Origin of the sequence: Aeromonas sp. R7-5 (assembly GCF_040908015.1) — a bacterium.
In the GTDB taxonomy this organism is placed as follows: Bacteria; Pseudomonadota; Gammaproteobacteria; order Enterobacterales; family Aeromonadaceae; genus Aeromonas; species Aeromonas caviae.
This window is the reverse complement of sequence record NZ_JBFOCZ010000015.1, coordinates 74,088-90,754: the sequence shown is the minus strand read 5'-3', so window position 1 is coordinate 90,754 and position 16,667 is coordinate 74,088. Positions and strand designations below refer to the sequence as shown.

At 59.3% G+C, this 16,667-nt stretch carries 19 protein-coding genes and 1 other RNA gene; 13 read left to right on the top strand and 7 right to left on the bottom strand.

Going from position 1 to position 16,667, the window contains the following annotated elements; all coding sequences use genetic code 11:
- Nucleotides 1-280: 280 nt before the first annotated feature.
- The 3 genes from degS to AB5Y53_RS05835 form a co-directional block, all read right to left on the bottom strand.
- Nucleotides 281-1,408: an outer membrane-stress sensor serine endopeptidase DegS gene (gene degS, locus AB5Y53_RS05845; RefSeq protein WP_010675858.1), complete on the bottom strand. Its 1,128-nt coding sequence runs from the start codon at nucleotides 1,406-1,408 to the stop codon at nucleotides 281-283.
- 89 nt (nucleotides 1,409-1,497) lie between these two features.
- A complete protein-coding gene (locus tag AB5Y53_RS05840) occupies nucleotides 1,498-2,856 on the bottom strand; it encodes a Do family serine endopeptidase (protein ID WP_042015057.1) in 1,359 nt (452 codons plus the stop codon).
- Nucleotides 2,857-2,937: 81 nt separating this feature from the next.
- Nucleotides 2,938-3,318, bottom strand: coding sequence for a YhcB family protein (locus tag AB5Y53_RS05835; protein WP_010675856.1), 381 nt, complete (start codon nucleotides 3,316-3,318; stop codon nucleotides 2,938-2,940).
- A 139-nt stretch (nucleotides 3,319-3,457) separates the two neighbouring features.
- On the opposite strand from AB5Y53_RS05835, the gene zapE reads away from it, so the two are divergent.
- The 8 genes from zapE (at nucleotide 3,458) to AB5Y53_RS05795 (ending at nucleotide 9,640) form a co-directional block, all read left to right on the top strand.
- The gene (zapE, locus tag AB5Y53_RS05830) at nucleotides 3,458-4,552 is read left to right on the top strand and encodes a cell division protein ZapE (RefSeq protein WP_368181316.1); all 1,095 of its coding nucleotides are present in this window, start codon (nucleotides 3,458-3,460) and stop codon (nucleotides 4,550-4,552) included.
- Nucleotides 4,553-4,818: 266 nt separating this feature from the next.
- Nucleotides 4,819-5,247 (top strand): 50S ribosomal protein L13, encoded by a 429-nt coding sequence (gene rplM / locus AB5Y53_RS05825; protein WP_005336289.1) that lies wholly within the window; start codon nucleotides 4,819-4,821, stop codon nucleotides 5,245-5,247.
- A 14-nt stretch (nucleotides 5,248-5,261) separates the two neighbouring features.
- Nucleotides 5,262-5,654 carry a 30S ribosomal protein S9 gene (rpsI, locus tag AB5Y53_RS05820; RefSeq protein WP_005336286.1) on the top strand — a complete coding sequence of 131 codons (393 nt, stop codon included), beginning with the start codon at nucleotides 5,262-5,264 and terminating at the stop codon, nucleotides 5,652-5,654.
- A 299-nt stretch (nucleotides 5,655-5,953) separates the two neighbouring features.
- Nucleotides 5,954-6,544 (top strand): ubiquinol-cytochrome c reductase iron-sulfur subunit, encoded by a 591-nt coding sequence (gene petA / locus AB5Y53_RS05815; protein ID WP_010675854.1) that lies wholly within the window; start codon nucleotides 5,954-5,956, stop codon nucleotides 6,542-6,544.
- Nucleotides 6,545-6,546: 2 nt separating this feature from the next.
- Entirely contained in the window at nucleotides 6,547-7,764 is a 1,218-nt protein-coding gene (locus tag AB5Y53_RS05810; protein ID WP_368181315.1) for a cytochrome bc complex cytochrome b subunit, read from the top strand.
- Nucleotides 7,761-8,495, top strand: coding sequence for a cytochrome c1 (locus AB5Y53_RS05805; protein WP_368181314.1), 735 nt, complete (start codon nucleotides 7,761-7,763; stop codon nucleotides 8,493-8,495). Before AB5Y53_RS05810 ends, AB5Y53_RS05805 begins: the two co-directional genes overlap by 4 nt.
- A gap of 87 nt (nucleotides 8,496-8,582) precedes the next feature.
- Nucleotides 8,583-9,212: a stringent starvation protein SspA gene (sspA, locus tag AB5Y53_RS05800; RefSeq protein WP_039040485.1), complete on the top strand. Its 630-nt coding sequence runs from the start codon at nucleotides 8,583-8,585 to the stop codon at nucleotides 9,210-9,212.
- Nucleotides 9,209-9,640, top strand: a complete 432-nt coding sequence (locus AB5Y53_RS05795) for a ClpXP protease specificity-enhancing factor (protein ID WP_029314842.1) — start codon at nucleotides 9,209-9,211, stop codon at nucleotides 9,638-9,640. The genes sspA and AB5Y53_RS05795 overlap by 4 nt, the downstream gene beginning before the upstream one ends.
- Nucleotides 9,641-9,683: 43 nt before the next feature.
- Here the strand turns inward: AB5Y53_RS05795 and dolP are convergent, their stop codons facing one another.
- Genes dolP through AB5Y53_RS05775 form a run of 4 tightly spaced genes read right to left on the bottom strand, consistent with a single transcriptional unit; the run spans nucleotide 9,684 to nucleotide 12,970 of the window.
- On the bottom strand, nucleotides 9,684-10,262 hold the full coding sequence (gene dolP / locus AB5Y53_RS05790) for a division/outer membrane stress-associated lipid-binding lipoprotein (protein ID WP_010675849.1): 579 nt from the start codon (nucleotides 10,260-10,262) through the stop codon (nucleotides 9,684-9,686).
- A gap of 4 nt (nucleotides 10,263-10,266) precedes the next feature.
- Nucleotides 10,267-10,857 carry an SIS domain-containing protein gene (locus AB5Y53_RS05785; RefSeq protein WP_010675848.1) on the bottom strand — a complete coding sequence of 197 codons (591 nt, stop codon included), beginning with the start codon at nucleotides 10,855-10,857 and terminating at the stop codon, nucleotides 10,267-10,269.
- Between the two features lie 9 nt (nucleotides 10,858-10,866).
- The gene (locus tag AB5Y53_RS05780) at nucleotides 10,867-11,262 is read right to left on the bottom strand and encodes a YraN family protein (protein ID WP_080770042.1); all 396 of its coding nucleotides are present in this window, start codon (nucleotides 11,260-11,262) and stop codon (nucleotides 10,867-10,869) included.
- Entirely contained in the window at nucleotides 11,180-12,970 is a 1,791-nt protein-coding gene (locus AB5Y53_RS05775) for a penicillin-binding protein activator (RefSeq protein ID WP_368181313.1), read from the bottom strand. Before AB5Y53_RS05775 ends, AB5Y53_RS05780 begins: the two co-directional genes overlap by 83 nt.
- A gap of 199 nt (nucleotides 12,971-13,169) precedes the next feature.
- On the opposite strand from AB5Y53_RS05775, the gene rsmI reads away from it, so the two are divergent.
- The 5 genes from rsmI to fliP all read left to right on the top strand — a co-directional run bounded on the left by rsmI (nucleotide 13,170) and on the right by fliP (nucleotide 16,666).
- Nucleotides 13,170-14,003 carry a 16S rRNA (cytidine(1402)-2'-O)-methyltransferase gene (gene rsmI, locus AB5Y53_RS05770; RefSeq protein ID WP_052814457.1) on the top strand — a complete coding sequence of 278 codons (834 nt, stop codon included), beginning with the start codon at nucleotides 13,170-13,172 and terminating at the stop codon, nucleotides 14,001-14,003.
- A gap of 62 nt (nucleotides 14,004-14,065) precedes the next feature.
- Nucleotides 14,066-14,452: RNase P RNA component class A (rnpB, locus tag AB5Y53_RS05765), an RNA gene on the top strand.
- Nucleotides 14,453-14,671: 219 nt separating this feature from the next.
- Nucleotides 14,672-15,547, top strand: coding sequence for a lateral flagellar motor switch protein LfiM (gene lfiM / locus AB5Y53_RS05760; RefSeq protein WP_183148999.1), 876 nt, complete (start codon nucleotides 14,672-14,674; stop codon nucleotides 15,545-15,547).
- Nucleotides 15,548-15,554: 7 nt separating this feature from the next.
- Nucleotides 15,555-15,932, top strand: a complete 378-nt coding sequence (gene lfiN, locus AB5Y53_RS05755) for a lateral flagellar motor switch protein LfiN (RefSeq protein ID WP_041211834.1) — start codon at nucleotides 15,555-15,557, stop codon at nucleotides 15,930-15,932.
- Nucleotides 15,932-16,666, top strand: a complete 735-nt coding sequence (gene fliP, locus AB5Y53_RS05750; RefSeq protein ID WP_041211833.1) for a flagellar type III secretion system pore protein FliP — start codon at nucleotides 15,932-15,934, stop codon at nucleotides 16,664-16,666. Before lfiN ends, fliP begins: the two co-directional genes overlap by 1 nt.
- The last annotated feature ends 1 nt before the right edge of the window (nucleotide 16,667 follow it).

Below are 16,667 nucleotides of genomic sequence, written 5' to 3'. Positions count from 1 at the left end.
GATGGGATCACCATAAAGCGGAGGAGAGTGCGGGAGGAGGCAGGTTTTTTCCGATTCGAAGTGGAAATCCGGAGGGAAAGGCATCAAAAGAAGCCCTTTTGGCGATCAAGAAGAGGAAAGGAGCGGACTGGCGGCAAGGGAGTGTGATCGGTGGCGGGTTTTGACGGCACCTTCGCCCGATCGTTTATTGGCGCAATGTGTGAGCTGTCTCACGCACAAGCGGGCCGGAGGAAAGCGGGCACGAAAAAGGGCCCTGTCGGGCCCTGCGAGGATCCGCCTCTCAGGTGGCGGGTGCCGCACTGCTGGTCGGCAGGGTCTGATTCTGGTAGCGCAGGTCCTCTTCGATGATGACATCGACGTCCAGCGGCTTGCCGTTGCGGATCACCGAGATGGTGAGCTTGGTGCCGGGGCGGCTCTCGACGATCTTGTCCATGACGGGACGCACGCCGGTGATGGCCTCTCCGTTGATCTTGAGCAGCACATCCCCACGTTTGAGACCGGCCTTGGTGGCTGGGCCATTGGGATCCAGGCTCTCCACCACCAACCCCTGCAAGTCCCCCAGGTTCAGCATGCGCGCGACGATGGGATTGATCTCGACGCTGGAGATGCCGAGGTAGCCGCGGATGACCCGACCGTTGGCGATCAGCTCGTCCATGATGCGCTTGGCCAGCTTGTAGGGGATGGCAAAACTGATGCCATAGCTCTCCTGATTGCCGTTGAGGTGGTAGGCGGCGGTATTGATACCCACCAGATCGCCACGGCCATTGACCAGGGCGCCTCCGGAGTTGCCCTCGTTGATGGCGGCATCGGTTTGCAGCAGATCCTGTCTGCCATTGCTGTCCGGCCCCATGCTGGAGAGGCCGATACGCCCGGTGGCGCTGATGATGCCCTGGGTGATGGTCTGGCCGACGTTGTAGGGGTTGCCGATGGCGAGCACCACGTCTCCCACGTCCGGCAGACGATCCGGGTCCTGAGGGATCACCGGCAGGTTGTCCGATTCGATGTAGAGCACCGCCAGATCGGTCAGTTTGTCGGTGCCGACCAGCTCTGCACTGAATACCCGGCCATCTTGCAGGGCGACGATGATCTGGTCCGCATCGGCGATGACGTGATAGTTGGTGAGCACGTGACCGCGCTGGTTCATGATGACGCCGGACCCCAGCCCCTGGGGTCTGAGTTCGGCTTTTTCACCGCGATTGCCGGCGAAGCTGCGGGTGTAGATGTTGACGACGGCAGGGCCGGCACGATGGGCCGCGTAGGAGAAGCTCAGCTCGCGGGCATTGGTGATGAGGCCCGGCAGGGGGGCGCCGCCGCGAAAATTGGGAAACACCAGCAACAAAAGCGCAGCCATGGCGAGGCCAAAGCCGACGGACTTGCCCAAGTAGCTGATCAGAGGTGGGATTTTCATGTCTTTCTCGTCCGTACAGGCTGCGGGCAGAGAATAACATTATCGATGGATAAAAATCACCCGCGGCGGTTGCCGCGGGTGTGAGGGGCTTAACGGATCACCAAATAGAGCGAGGAGTCACCGCGCTGGATGTTCAGCGCCAGGACTTCCGGCTTGTTTTTCAACACCTTGGTCAGTTCACCCATGGAGTTGATGCGCTGGCGGTTGACCCCGATGATGATGTCGCCCTTTTGCAGGCCGGAGGCGGCTGCCGGTGAGCGGGGATCGATGTCGGAGACGGCCACGCCGGTCACGGGGTCCGTGGTGGTGCTCAGCTTGGCCCCTTCCAGTGCCGGATGCAGGGCGCTGGCCAGGATCTCGCTGTCATCCGCTTTCTTCAGGGTGACCTTGACGGTCTGCTCCTTGCCGTCACGGATGAGGCCGAGCGAGACCTGCTTGTCGGCCCCCATGGTGGCGATTTTGGCACGCAGCTCGCCGAAGGAGCGGATGGGCTTGCCATCGATGCTGATGATGATGTCGCCTGCCTTGATGCCTGCCTTGGCGGCAGCGGAGTCAGGCATGACCTGGTTGACGAAGGCACCGTCCTTCTTGTTGTAGCCGAAGGTCTTGGCGATTTCGCTGGTGAGCTCGGTGCCGGTAATCCCCAGCTGGCCACGGCGCACTTCGCCGTATTTCACGATCTGCTCGGAGAGATCGCGCACCATGTTGGACGGGATGGCAAAGCCGATGCCGATGTTGCCGCCGTTGGGGCCCAGGATGGCGGTGTTGATGCCGATCAGCTCCCCGCGCAGGTTGAGCAGGGCGCCGCCCGAGTTGCCGGAGTTGATGGCCGCATCGGTCTGGATGAAGTTCTCCAGATTTTCGATGTTGAGGCCGCTGCGACCCAGGGCGCTGACAATGCCGGAGGTGACGGTCTGGCCCAGGCCGAACGGGTTGCCGATGGCCAGCGCGTAGTCACCGACTCTCAGCTCGTCGGAGTCGGCGAACTTGATCTGCACCAGATCCTCGGCCTTGATTTGCAGCAGGGCGATATCCGACTGTTTGTCTTCCCCTATTTTCTTGGCTGCATACTCACGGCCATCCTTCAGGTTGACCTTGATTTCGTCCGCCTCGTGGACCACGTGGGCGTTGGTGATCACGTAGCCTTTCTTGGCATCGATGATGACGCCGGAACCAAGCGCCTGGAAGGGCTGCTCGCTCACCTGCTCGTCAGGCATGTTGGGGCCGAAGAAGAAGCGGAATTGTTCCGGCAGGCGCTGGCGGGTGATCTTCTTGCCAGAGACGGAGATGTTGACCACGGCAGGGGTCACCTGCTCGAGGACGGGGGCCAGGCTCGGCATCTCCTGGTTGTTCGCCATCAGGGGCAGTGCGGCCTGCGCCGGTGCTGAGGACATGGCGATACCGACACTGAGGGCTAAGACACTGAATACAGAAAGAGATTTACGCATATGAGAAACAGCTCCCAGAAAAAGTTGCAGTGCAATCGTCAAGGTCTGACCACGATAAAGCGTAATTAGTTCAACCGACAATCAGCCCGGCTGCTTGAGCAGGCCGGACGCACCGGCGTAATCGCGGGGAGGAAGGCCCGGCTCCTCGCTGTTGGCGGCATCGCCTGTTTCTTCCACTTCGGGTTCGCGGAACAGTGGTTCCTGTACCTTGGCCAGGAACTTGCTCTGTTCCGCCATGTGGCGATAAAGGGTCTGGTACTGTTCGGCCAGTTGCTCCATCAGGGCGGCGCTGTCGGCGAAGTGGGTGGTGATCTGCCCCTGGTAGCTTTCCAGCTCCTTGTGGGCTTTTTTCAGCTCCTGTTCCAGGCGTCCGGCATCCCGGCTACGGACAGAGAAGCGGCCGATCAGCACGCCGATGATCAGGGCGGCGATCGCCAGCAGGATCCCGTTAAACAGAGTCATAGAAGCTCCTTGTTACAGCTAACACGATGAATTTGAAGCGGTCGGATGGACCGCAACGCCTCGTTGGCACTATACCGTGCCCCCCGAGAGCGTGATACCATTTTGTCCCTCATTCAGGGACTTGGAGGCGGTTTACAGGATGACCCCGCAGCAAAAATATCAGCAGGATTTGCAGCGCCCCGGTTTTGTGGCCGATCCGGCCCAGGCCATGGCAGTCGCCCGCCTGGAGCGACTCTATCAGGATCTGTGCGCAAGCCCGACTCCGACCAGATCCCGTGGCCTGCTGGGTTGGCTGCAAAAGCCGAAAACCCGTGACCCCGTCCAGGGGTTATATATGTGGGGCGGTGTGGGCAGAGGCAAGACCTGGCTGATGGATACTTTTTTTGAGAGCCTGCCGGGGGAGCGCAAACTGCGCATCCACTTCCACCGTTTCATGCACCGTGTGCACGGCGAGCTCAGAGGGCTGACCGGTCAGTCCGATCCGCTCAAGCTGATCGCCCGCAAGCTGACCGACGAGACCGACGTCATCTGTTTCGACGAGTTTTTCGTCTCGGATATCACGGATGCCATGCTGCTCGGCACTCTGTTCCAGGAACTCTTTGGCCATGGCGTGGTGCTGGTGGCCACATCCAACATTCCCCCTCAGGATCTCTACCGCAACGGGTTGCAGCGTGCTCGCTTCCTGCCTGCCATCGCGCTTATCGAGCGCCACTGCGAGGTGATCAATGTCGATGGCGGTGTCGATTACCGGCTGCGAACCCTGGAACAGGCAGAGATCTATCACTTCCCGCTGGATGATCAGGCCAGGAGCAACCTGGATCGTTATTTCAGCCAGTTGACCGGGATTGGGCAGGTGACTGCCGCCGCACTGGAAGTCAACCATCGCCAACTGAGTGCACTGGGCGTGGGGGAAGGGGTGCTTTATATGGAGTTTGAACAGCTGTGCTGTACTCCACGCTCCCAGGGCGACTACATCGAACTGGCCCGTGAGTTCCACACTGTCCTGCTGGCCAATGTGCAACCCATGGGCAGCGGCACGGATGACGCGGCCCGCCGCTTCATCGCCATGGTGGATGAGTTTTATGAGCGGCATGTAAAGCTCATCATATCGGCGGCGGTCCCCATGACCGGGCTCTATGGCGAAGGCTTGCTGAATTTCGAATTCAAGCGTTGCCTTTCACGGCTTCAGGAGATGCAATCGCACGAATACCTTGCCAGAGTGCACCTTCCTTAGTCACAATACCGCGCCTGCCAGTCGGATGGGCATCTGCGGCAGGTAGGGCCGGGCGACATTTGCTAGCTTCATGGCAGTGAAATTAGCAGGTGATATTTAAGGCAACTTCACTTATAATCGCCCGGCCCACGTTACAGCTGTCGATAAGACAGCAACACTTTAAGCTTTACTTGTATTCGAAGGGGTACAGGTAGGCCATCGTTTGTTGTTTGTGGGAGAGCCCCCATAAGCAATTGGGTCTGTAACAGGTAATTGGGTTTAACTTAATGAAAACTTTCGTTGCCAAGCCAGAAACCGTAAAACGTGACTGGTACATTGTGGACGCAGAAGGTAAAACTCTGGGTCGTATCGCAACCGAGATCGCTGCTCGTCTGCGTGGTAAGCACAAAGCCGAGTACACTCCGCACGTTGACACCGGTGACTACATCATCGTTGTAAACGCTGAGAAGGTACACGTAACCGGTAAGAAATTTACCGACAAAATGTACCACGCTCACTCCGGTTTCCCGGGTGGTATCAAGTCCATCAGCTTCGACAAGCTGATTCAGCGTAAGCCGGAAATGGTAATCGAAGCTGCCGTCAAGGGCATGCTGCCGAAGGGTCCGCTGGGCCGTGCCATGTTCCGTAAGCTGAAAGTTTACGCAGGCGCAGAGCACGCTCATGCTGCTCAGCAACCTCAAGTACTGGATATCTAACGGGAACTGGCAACATGGCAGAAAATCAATACTACGGTACCGGCCGTCGCAAAAGCTCCACTGCTCGCGTATTCATCAAAGCGGGTAGCGGTAAAATCGTAATCAACCAGCGCTCCCTGGAGCAATACTTCGGCCGTCCGACTGCCCGCATGGTAGTTCGTCAGCCGCTGGAACTGGTCGAGATGACCGAGAAACTGGATCTGTACATCACCGTTAACGGTGGTGGCATCTCCGGTCAAGCTGGTGCGATCCGCCACGGTATCACTCGTGCTCTGATGCAGTACGACGAGACCCTGCGTTCCGAACTGCGTAAAGCTGGCTTTGTTACTCGTGATGCCCGCAAGGTTGAGCGTAAGAAAGTCGGTCTGCACAAAGCGCGTAAGCGTCCGCAGTACTCCAAGCGTTAATTCGCTTTTGGTACGCACTCTCAGGAGTGTCAAAAAAGCCTGGCAATTTGCCAGGCTTTTTTTATTGGTAATGTTACATGTGACAATGCTAAGCATACGTCACAAAAGACAAAAAATTGTGTATTTATTGTTTTTGCCCATCGACTCCCTTTCTTGTCAAATTGTTATCTTTTCTTTAAAATTTCCATGGTCTTTCTGTGTCAATTGCCACTCCGCTTCCATTGCAGTTGTCAGAGGGAGAGGAGAAGTAAACAGGGACACTATAAGAATGAGCGGAGTCCACATGGGAGAGTTTTTGGATGAGCAATGCGCCAGTTGATACCGGTCGCCGCAGATTTCTTACCTGGTCAACGGTTGCCGTTGGCGGTGTAGGAGCTGCTTTTACCGCAGTGCCGTTTATTAAGTCATGGAATCCGAGTGCCAAAGCCAAGGCGGCAGGCGCCCCGGTTGAAGTGGATATCAGCAAGCTGGAGCCGGGTCAGCTAATCCGCGTCGAGTGGCGTGGTAAACCGGTCTGGGTGGTGAAGCGTACCAAGCAGACGCTGGATGCTCTGGCTGCACACGATGACAAGCTGCGGGATCCTGCGTCAGACGAGCCACAGCAACCGGACTATGCCCACAATGGCTACAGATCCATCAAACCGGAAATCTTCGTGGCCGTTGGCATCTGCACTCATCTGGGATGCTCCCCTTCCTATCTGCCCGACAGCTTCGGCGAGCAGGTTCAAGGGGTAACTTCCGGCTTCTTCTGCCCCTGCCATGGCTCCAAATTCGACATGGCTGGTCGAGTGTTCCAGGGCGTCCCCGCACCGCTGAACCTGGTCATTCCGCCATATCAATTTCTTAGCGACACCACCATTCTGGTCGGTGCCGATGGCAAGGAGGCCTGACCATGTTTGCCAAACTCATGGGCTGGATCGATGATCGTTTCCCGCTCACGGCCATGTACAACGACCATATGGCCAAGTATCCGGCGCCCAAGAACCTGAACTTCTGGTACTTCTTCGGCTCGCTTGCCATGTTGGTGCTGGTCAACCAGATCATCACCGGCATCTGGCTGACCATGAACTACAACCCCTCGGCGGAAGGTGCCTTCGCTTCCGTGGAATACATCATGCGGGATGTGAATTACGGCTGGCTGCTGCGTTACATGCACTCAACCGGGGCATCCGCCTTCTTCATCGTGGTCTACCTGCACATGTTCCGCGGCATGATCTACGGCTCTTACCAGAAGCCAAGGGAACTGCTGTGGATCTTCGGCATGCTGATCTTCCTGGTACTGATGGCCGAGGCCTTCATGGGTTACCTGCTGCCCTGGGGGCAGATGTCGTTCTGGGGGGCCCAAGTCATCATCTCGCTGTTCGGTGCCATCCCCGTTATCGGTGACGATCTGACCCTGTGGATCCGGGGGGACTATGTCATCTCGGGTGCAACCCTGAACCGCTTCTTTGCCCTGCACGTCATCGCTCTGCCGCTGGTGCTGGTGATGCTGGTGGCCATGCATATCCTGGCGCTGCACGAGGTGGGCTCCAACAACCCCGATGGTATCGACATCAAGAAGCACAAGGACGAGAACGGCTGGCCACTGGATGCGGTCGCGTTCCACCCCTATTTCACCGTGAAGGACATGATCGGGGTAGCCGGTTTCCTGTTCTTCTTCTGTGCCATCATCTTCTTCAAGCCGGATATGTGGGGCTATTTCCTCGAGAAACCGAACTTTGAGGTGGCCAATGGCCTGAAGACACCGGCGCATATCGCTCCGGTCTGGTACTTCACACCCTTCTACGCCATCCTGCGTGCGGTGCCGGACAAGCTGCTGGGGGTCATCATGATGGGCCTCTCCATCGTGGTGCTGTTCCTGTTGCCCTGGCTGGATCGTTGCAAGGTGCGCTCGGTGCGTTACCGCAGCACCCTGCACAAGCTGAACATCGCCCAGTTCGTGGTCTGCTTCATTATTCTGGGGGTGCTGGGCGTGCTGCCATCAACCCCGACCCTGACGCTGATTGCACAGCTCTGTACTCTGGGTTATTTCGGGTTCTTCGTCCTGTTGTTCTTCTACAGCAAGAATGAAAACACCAAGCCGCTGCCGGAGAGGGTGACATTCAAATGAAAAGAATAATTTTTGCAGTGCTGGCCCTGCTGCCTGGTCTGGTGTTGGCCTCTGGCGGTGGCTTCCCCCTCGACAAGGCGGAGTACGATCTGAGTGACAAGGTATCCCTGCAACGGGGGGCCACCACCTTCATGAACTACTGTGCCGGCTGTCACTCCACCCAGTACCAACGTTATAACCGGGTGGCGGCCGACATCGGCATTCCGGACGATCTGATGAAGGAGAACCTGGTCTTCACCGGCGCCAAGATCGGCGATCTGATGAAGAGCGCCATGTCCGAGAAGGATGCTGCGCGCTGGTTCGGCGCGCCGCCCCCCGACCTGACCCTGGTTGCCCGGGTGCGTGGTGCAGACTGGATCTACACCTATCTGCGTTCCTTCTACGTGGACGAAACCCGTCCATTCGGGGTGAACAACGCCGTCTTCCCGTCCGTGGGTATGCCCCATGTGCTGGAGCCGTTGCAGGGGACGCCCCGCGCCGAGTTCGAGACGCACACCCTGGATGGCGTGGAGATGCAGCAAGTCGTCAGCATCAAATCTGACGGCAACGGTGAAATGAACAACGAAGAATATGATCAGACGGTACTGGATCTGGTAAACTTCTTGGTCTACTCAGCTGAGCCGGTGCAGCAGGAGCGCGAACGCATGGGCTTCTGGGTACTCGGATTCATCGCTATCTTCTTCATCTTAACTGTGCTGTTGAAGAAGGAATTCTGGCGCGACGTTCACTAAGCGACCAGATCGGAGTAATATGACGCACGGCAATGAAGACAGACATGCTTCATTGCCGTTTCTGCTTTTTAATGACGGGAGGGTTCAATGGCTGTAGCTGCCAATAAGCGTTCGGTAATGACGCTGTTTTCCGGTGCCAACGATATGTTCAGCCATCAGGTGCGTATTGTCCTGGCGGAGAAGGGTGTTAGCGTGGATATCTGCCAGGTTGATCCTGCCAACCTGCCGGATGAGCTGGCCGAGCTGAACCCGTACAACACTGTACCGACTCTGGTGGATCGCGAGCTGGCGTTGTACACCTCGCGCATCATCATGGAGTATCTGGACGAGCGTTTCCCGCATCCGCCCCTGATGCCGGTTTATCCAGTCGCGCGCGGCAACAGCCGTTTGATGATGCACCGCATCGAGCTGGACTGGTACTCTCTGGCCGACAAGATCATGGCGGGCACCGATACCGAAGCCGCCCGTGCCGAGCTGCGTGACAACCTGCTGGCCATCGCCCCCATCTTCGGCGAGATGCCCTATTTCATGAGCGAAGAGTTTGGGCTGGTCGACTGCTACATGGCGCCGTTGCTGTGGCGTCTGCCGAGCCTGGGCATCGATTTCACCGGCCGTGGCGCCAAAGAGCTGAAGGCTTACATGGTTCGCCTGTTCGAGCGTGAATCCTTCCAGGCTTCCCTGACCGAGGCCGAGCGCGAGATCCGTGCCGGCGTATGAGCATGGAACCGACAATGACACCCAGTCGCCCGTATCTGCTGCGGGCGTTTTTTGACTGGTTGCTGGATAACGATCTGACTCCCCATCTTGTGGTCAATGCCAACATTCCCCATGTGATGGTACCGATGCAGTTCGTGCAGGATGGCCAGATTGTTCTGAACATCGCCCCCCGGGCCGTGGGCCAGTTCCACATGGACAATGACGCTGTCAGCTTCAGCGCCCGTTTCGGTGGCGTATCGCAGCAGGTCTATATCCCCATGGCGGCCGTACTGGCCATCCATGCCAGGGAGAACGGAGTGGGGACCCTGTTCCCGCCTGAGCCCGGGTATGACCTCTGGCTGGAACAGGCACAGACACCCACGTCGGTTGACCCCGAGCCGGAACCACCGCGCCCGAGCGGTCGCCCGACCCTGAAAGTCATCAAATAAAAAACGCAGCCTGAAGGCTGCGTTTTTTCATCCTGCCAGATGGTCAATTCTGGGCAAACTCGAAGGCTTTGATCACCTGCTTAACGCCGCTGACGTGGCGGGCGATTTCCACGGCCTGATCCCCTTCCTGGCGGGTGACCAACCCAATGAGGAACACCTCGCCATTCTCGGTGACAACCTTCACCTTGGCGCTATCGAAGTTCTTGGTGCCCAGCATGTCGGCCCGCACCTTGGAGGTGATCCAGGTGTCATTGCTGCGCACGCCGATACTGACTGGTTTGCCAAGGCGCAGCTCGTTGTAGACATGGCGAACCCCTTCAATCCGGCTCACGATTCTACCCGCTTCCTGTTTATAAGCGTCAGAGGGTGTCTGACCCACCAGCAGCACACGGCCGTTGTTGCTGTAGACACTGATCTTGCTGGCGGCGCTCAGGGGCTTGTTGTCGGCCAACAGGTTGGCGGCTTTCAGCTCTATGGTCTGATCGTCCCACTGGGCACCCAGGGTGCGGCGATCGCCGCTCGCCTTGGCGGTGCCAGCCGCGCCACCGACCACCACGGCAGCACAGCCTTGCAGCAGCAGGACGCCGGTCAGCAGGGCAAGAGCGAGAATAGGCTTCTTCATGGTTTCAGTCTTCCTGTTGCGGGAAAAGTGTCTGGTCGATGAGATCACAGAGACAGTGCAGGGTCAACAGGTTCACTTCCAGAATACGAGGACGGCGAGCGGAAGGAACGCGGATCTCCACGTCATTGGGGCCCAGCAGACCGGCGATCTCTCCCCCGTCTCCGCCACCGAGAACAATGATGGTCATGTCGCGGGAGAGGGCGGCCTCCGCAGCCTTGATGAGGCTGCGGCTGTTGCCTGTCGTGGTGATGACCACCAGGATGTCGCCTGGTTGTCCCAGAGCACGTATCTGTTTGGCATAGACCTCTTCGAAACCGTGATCCGTGGCGATGGCGCTGATGGTCGCCATGTCGGGCGTCAGGGCGAGACCGGGCAGGGAGGGGCGAGGCGTTTCATAGCAGTTCACCAGTTCGGAAATGAACAGCTGTGCCAATGCCGAGGAAGGACCATTGCCACATGCCATCACCTTGTGGCCATTGAGCAGGCAGATGGTCAGCATCTGGGCTGCCGTATGGATGGCATCCGGCAGAGCTTCGGCGGCAGCTATCTTGGTCTGGATGCTTTCGGTGTAATTCTCTTTGATGGGATCAGTCATGGGGTCCTCTTAAAACGCGTTCTGGATCCAGTCCGGCTGGTCGCCCTCGAACGCGATCACATCGAATCGACAGGCCTGGTTGGCCTCATTGATGGCATGTTGCTTGAAATAGTGGCGCGCGGCCAGCACGATCTTGTGCTGTTTGCGCCGGGTGACCGAGCTGGCTGCACCGCCATGGGTGGCGTTGGCGCGATATCTCACTTCAACGAACACCAGGGTCTCTCCCTGGCGCATGATGAGATCGATCTCGCCGCCACGGCAGCGGTAGTTGCGGGTCACGGGTTGCAGGCCGCGGGCCTGCAACCAGCGTTCCGCTATTTGCTCAAAGTGTTGTCCCTTGCTCGTCGCTGCCGACGGCAACAGGTTCAACCACTGCTGGTGAAGTTGTGTCAGTAGCCTCTTCATGAGTCGCATCCTCCAGCTGGGGGGCGGCGCTGTCGCTGACCAGCTTGCCATTCTGGTAGGTGGCCCAGTCCAGCATGCGCACTATGTTGCCCTGGGGATCCACGCTCAGCTGGCCACTCATGCCGGGTTGCTGCATGGCATTGACCTTGCGCATTTGCGGCAGGTTGCCTGCCAGGCTGACGGCATCGTAACCGAGGGCGAACAGGCGCAGCAGGTCGCCCTTGGTCTGGGGCCAGAGCAGGGCAATCTGTTCACGCTGCGTCTCGAAGCCACCCAGCAGCAGTGGCATGTCGGAGATATGCATGCCGTTGAGCTCGGAGGCTACCTCGGTCGTCCCGCCGTCGTATCCCCGAGAGCTGCTGTAGATGGGCAGGCTGCCCATGGGGTTGACCGAGATGTCCACATAGGGCTTGATCATCCGGGTCTCCAGGCTGTTGGCCACCACATAGACGGCGTCGATGCTGCGCGGCGCGGCATCGGACAGCTGGACAATCTCCCCGGCTCGTGCCGTGGAACGGCCGCTCAGAGCGTTCTTGACCATGCCCTGCACTTCGTTGCGCGCCCCGAAGGTGGCAACCACGGGTTTCTCCTGGCTGACGCCGGCCCAGGCCTGCTCAAACGCCTTGATACTGCTGTAGCCAATCCGGCCTTGTGCCGCGATCAGCAGCGGCTTGCGATAGCCCTGACCATAGAGGTACTGGGCCGCCTGGCTCGCATCGGCAGCGGCGGAGAGCGAGAAATAGAAGGTGTTGTCGTTGACGATCGGCTTGTCCAGCTCGTTGAGCGCCAGCACCGGCACGGTCGGATTCGACTTGAGCAGCTCCTCCACCTGATCCTTGAGCAGGGGGCCGATGATCATGTTGGCCCCTTCCTGAATCGCCTGCTTGTAGAGATCCCCCATCGCCTTGCCCTGGGTATCGTAGAAGTTCAGGGTGAACTGGCTCTGATTTTCCTTGTAGGACATCAGCATGCCGTTGCGGATGGCGGCGCCCTGGGCTTCCAGGTTGCCGGAGAGCGGCAGGAAGACGGCGATCTGCTGCAGCGAACCGTTGTCCGTGATAGCGAGATCCCCAAGGCCGGCCGGCATGTCGCTCTGGGCCGGGTGGTTAGGGAAGCTCTGCTTCCAGCCGGCAAGCTGGCGGGCCAGCTGGCTCGGCTGTGCCCCGAATTCGTTCACCAGCGCAGCAAGACGCAGCCAGCCGGTGGTCACATCGGGAGCTGGCTCCTCTTCGAGCGCTTGCAGGGTGGAGGGGGTCATGCTTTTCAGCAGTGACCAGATCTGCTGGTGATTGGTGGCCAGCTCATTGTTGGCCAGATAAGGTTCCAGCAGGATCAGCGACTTGGCCGCACCAAACTTGTTGTTGATGTCGAGCTGCAGCACCACACGCTGGCGGTACCAGTCCTTCTGGGTATCGGCATCCAGCACCACATCCGGCTTGCCTTCCAGCAGGATCAGCGCCTGGTTGGCGTTGCCCTGGGCGAGCAGCAGGTGTGCCTGCAGCAGTTGCAACTGCGCCTGCTGCTCCGGGCTCTTCGCCTGCTTCTGCAACTGCTGATACAGGGCGGCAGCCGGTTTGGCCTGGCCGAGCGCCAGATAGCTGCGCGCCGCCATCATCTGCCACACGAAGGCCTCTGCCGGTTTGGCGGGATCCACCTGCTCCAGATACCACTGGGCATTCTTGGTCAGATCCGAGAAGGCTGACGGCATGCCGGGTTGTCCGGAAGATTGATTGGGCTCCGACGCACAGGCGGCGAGCAGGACTGCCGCGAGTAGGATGCCGAAGAGTCGTGATACACTTAGCTGCTTTATAACCCGGTTCAAGTTCATTCCCCGACCAGTGTTGAAATTCTCCATAGTGTAAACGGGCCAATATGGCGACACAATTGTCGGGACACTCGGAGCTCCCATGAGTGACATCCCAACCCTGTATATAGTCCCCACTCCGATCGGCAATCTGGCCGACATCACCCAGCGAGCACTGGACGTGCTGCGCAGCGTCGATCTGGTGGCCGCCGAGGATACCCGGCATACCGGGATCCTGCTCAGCCACTACCAGATCTCGGTACCGACCTTTGCCCTGCACGATCACAACGAGCAGCAAAAGGCGGATGTGCTGATCGCCCGCATCAAGGAGGGCAAGAGCGTGGCCCTGGTCTCCGATGCGGGGACGCCGCTCATCAGCGACCCCGGTTATCACCTGGTCACCCGTTGTCGCGAAGCCGGGGTCAAGGTGGTGCCGCTGCCCGGTCCCTGCGCTGCCATCACGGCGCTGTCCGCCGCCGGGCTGCCCACCGACCGCTTCGCCTTCGAGGGTTTCCTGCCGGCCAAGGCCAAGGGGCGGGATGATCGCCTGCAAGCCGTCATCGAAGACACCCGCTCTCTGGTGTTCTACGAATCGCCGCGCCGGGTGCAGGATACCGTGGAAGCGATTGCTCGCATCCTTGGCGAGCGCCAGGTGGTGGTGTGCCGCGAGCTGACCAAGACCTTCGAGTCCATCCACGGTCTGCCCGCCTCCGAGATGCTGGCCTGGCTCGGAGAGGACGATAATCGTTGCCGCGGGGAGATCGTGCTGGTGGTCGCCGGTGCCAGCAAGGTGGATGACGAGTTGCCTGCGGAGGCGATCCGCACCCTGGGCCTGCTGGTCAGCGAGCTGCCCCTCAAGAAGGCTGCAGCCCTCACCGCCGAGATCCACGGGGTGAAGAAGAACGCCCTCTACAAATACGGTCTTGAGCACTATTAATTGCCGTAAACCGGAATTGACGGTTTACCCCGTCCGTCTCGCGAGGCTATAATCCGCGCCTCGGAGTTGGCTGGGCAATCGCTGCTTCGTCGTTGTGTCCCTCGGGACAGACGGGCGGAGGGGAGGAAAGTCCGGGCTTCACAGGGCAGGGTGCCAGGTAACGCCTGGGGGGCGCGAGCCTACGACCAGTGCAACAGAGAGCAGACCGCCGATGGCCCGCAAGGGATCAGGTAAGGGTGAAAGGGTGCGGTAAGAGCGCACCGCGCGACTGGCAACAGTTCGTGGCACGGTAAACTCCACCCGAAGCAAGACCAAATAGGCCCCTATTGGCGCGGCCCGCGTTGGGGGCGGGTAGGTTGCTTGAGCCAGCGAGCGATTGCTGGCCTAGAGGAATGATTGCTACCCGGGGCAACCCGGTACAGAACCCGGCTTACAGGCCGACTCCGACCTCTTTCTGGTAAGTGATTACCTCGAAATCCCGGCACCTTTTGGTGCCGGGATTTTTATTTTCGGCTGGTCACGCGGTCGCGTGGCGCCTTTTGGGGTTTTGTAATAAAGTTCTCGCCCCTTTCGGTCGCTCTGTGTCGTCTGGGCTATCGGTATCGATCATGGAGCCGGCATGTCTCCATGCAGCAGGACGAGATGAAAATGGCAAAGGTGGATTTGTAATGTCATCAAGCGGCGTAATGCACACCCCTTCCCGGTTGATCTGTGCCGAGCGGGGCAGAGCCCTGCCTCAATATGACTTGCTGGGGGTCGAGAGGGCCAATCAGGCCCGTCTCAGGCAACTCAACACCCAACTGAGCGTCTTTTCCCAGCAGGCGTCGGGCTGCATGGCCCAGTTGTTCAATGCGGCGGATTGCGATCTGGGTTACCAGGACTTTTCTTCTGCGTTGCCGCAAGAGGAGGATGATCATCAGGTCTGGGTCGAAGCCCGTACTCCTCTGGATGCCCAGCGTGTCGCCTTTTTCTCCATCTCTCCTGCGGTCATCTATCGGCTTGCCGTGCTGTTTTTCGGCGGCACTCTGCAACACAAGGGGGCCACGGCACCCCATGGCAGGGGGTTGACCGACACCGAACAGCGACTGCTGTTGCGGCTGTGCCAGTACCAGGTGGAAATCTGGTCGACCTGTCAAGGTCAGGGAGACCTCTCCTGGCAGTTGAATCTGATCTCCCGGGAGGCCCTGCCCGCAGGCCCACTCTGGAAGGCGCAGGCCAGTATGCTGGCCGGTGGCAGCCAGCACGATTGGCAGTTCTGGCTGGCGCCCCCCGAAGAGGCGCCCGGTATCGCTGAAGGTCAGCGTGTGCAGGTGGCGCAACTGGAAGAGGCGCTGATCCAGGTGCCGGTGCGGCTGCGGGTAGTCATGGGGCAGATGTCCATGACGCTGGCGGATCTCGAATGCCTCAAGGTGGGAGATGTGCTCTCGCTGGATTTACCCGAGGTGGTGCCGGCCCTGATCGGCCAGCGCCCCTGTTTCAATGGACGCATTGCCGAACATAAAGGCAGCCTGGTGTACCAGGTCGCAACAGTGGTAGAGGAGTAGTCGAATCGTGAACGAGCACAACATGAATGACCCGCTGGATCTGGATGGCCTGGATCAGCTGTTTGGGGACGACATCAGCATGCCGAGTGCGGCCGACTACATGGCGCCGACCAGCAGTACCAAGCAGCGGGATCTCTCCTTCTTTCACCACATTCCGGTCAAGGTGACGCTGGAAGTGGCCAGCACCGAGGTGGCGCTGGGCGAGCTGATGAAGGTGGAAGAGGGGGCCGTCATCGAGCTGGACAAGCTGGCGGGCGAGCCGCTGGATGTCCGCGTCAACGGGCGCCTGCTGGCCAGGGGCGAGGTGGTGGTGGTCAACGGCAAATACGGGCTGCGGCTGGTGGACGTCGTGGACACCAAATTGCTGGGCGGCATGAACGACTGATGCGTTATCTGCTGGTTGCCCTGCTCCTGCTGGCGTTGCCGAGCTGGGGCGCGGACATGACGCTGTTCTCGGTATCGCCGAGCGAAGCAGGGGGAGAGGACTACAGTGTCAAGCTGCAGATCCTCTTCTTCATGACCCTGCTGGGTCTGCTGCCGACCCTACTGCTGATGATGACCAGTTTTACCCGGATCATCATAGTGCTGGCCATCCTGCGTCAGGCCCTGGGATTGCAGCAGAGCCCACCCAACCGGGTGCTGATCGGCATCAGCCTGATCCTGACCCTGGTGATAATGAGGCCGGTCTGGACCGAGATGTACCAGAACGCCTTCGTGCCATACGACCAGAACGAAATCACGTTGACGGAGGGGCTGGCCCGCGCCGAAAAACCGCTGCGCCAATTCATGCTGGCCCAGACCCGGGAGCCGGATCTCGAGCAGATGCTGCGCATCTCCGGAGAGCCGACCACCCTCGCCAAGAGCGAGGTGCCGTTCGGCGTGCTGTTGCCGGCCTTCGTGCTGAGCGAGCTGAACACCGCCTTCCAGATAGGTTTCATGCTGTTCATCCCCTTTCTGGTCATCGATCTGGTGGTCGCCAGCGTGTTGATGGCCATGGGGATGATGATGCTCTCCCCTCTCATCATCTCGCTGCCATTCAAGTTGATGGTCTTCGTGCTGGTGGATGGCTGGTCCATGACGGTCGGTACCCTGGCGGCCAGTTTCGGCGGGGGAGGCTGAC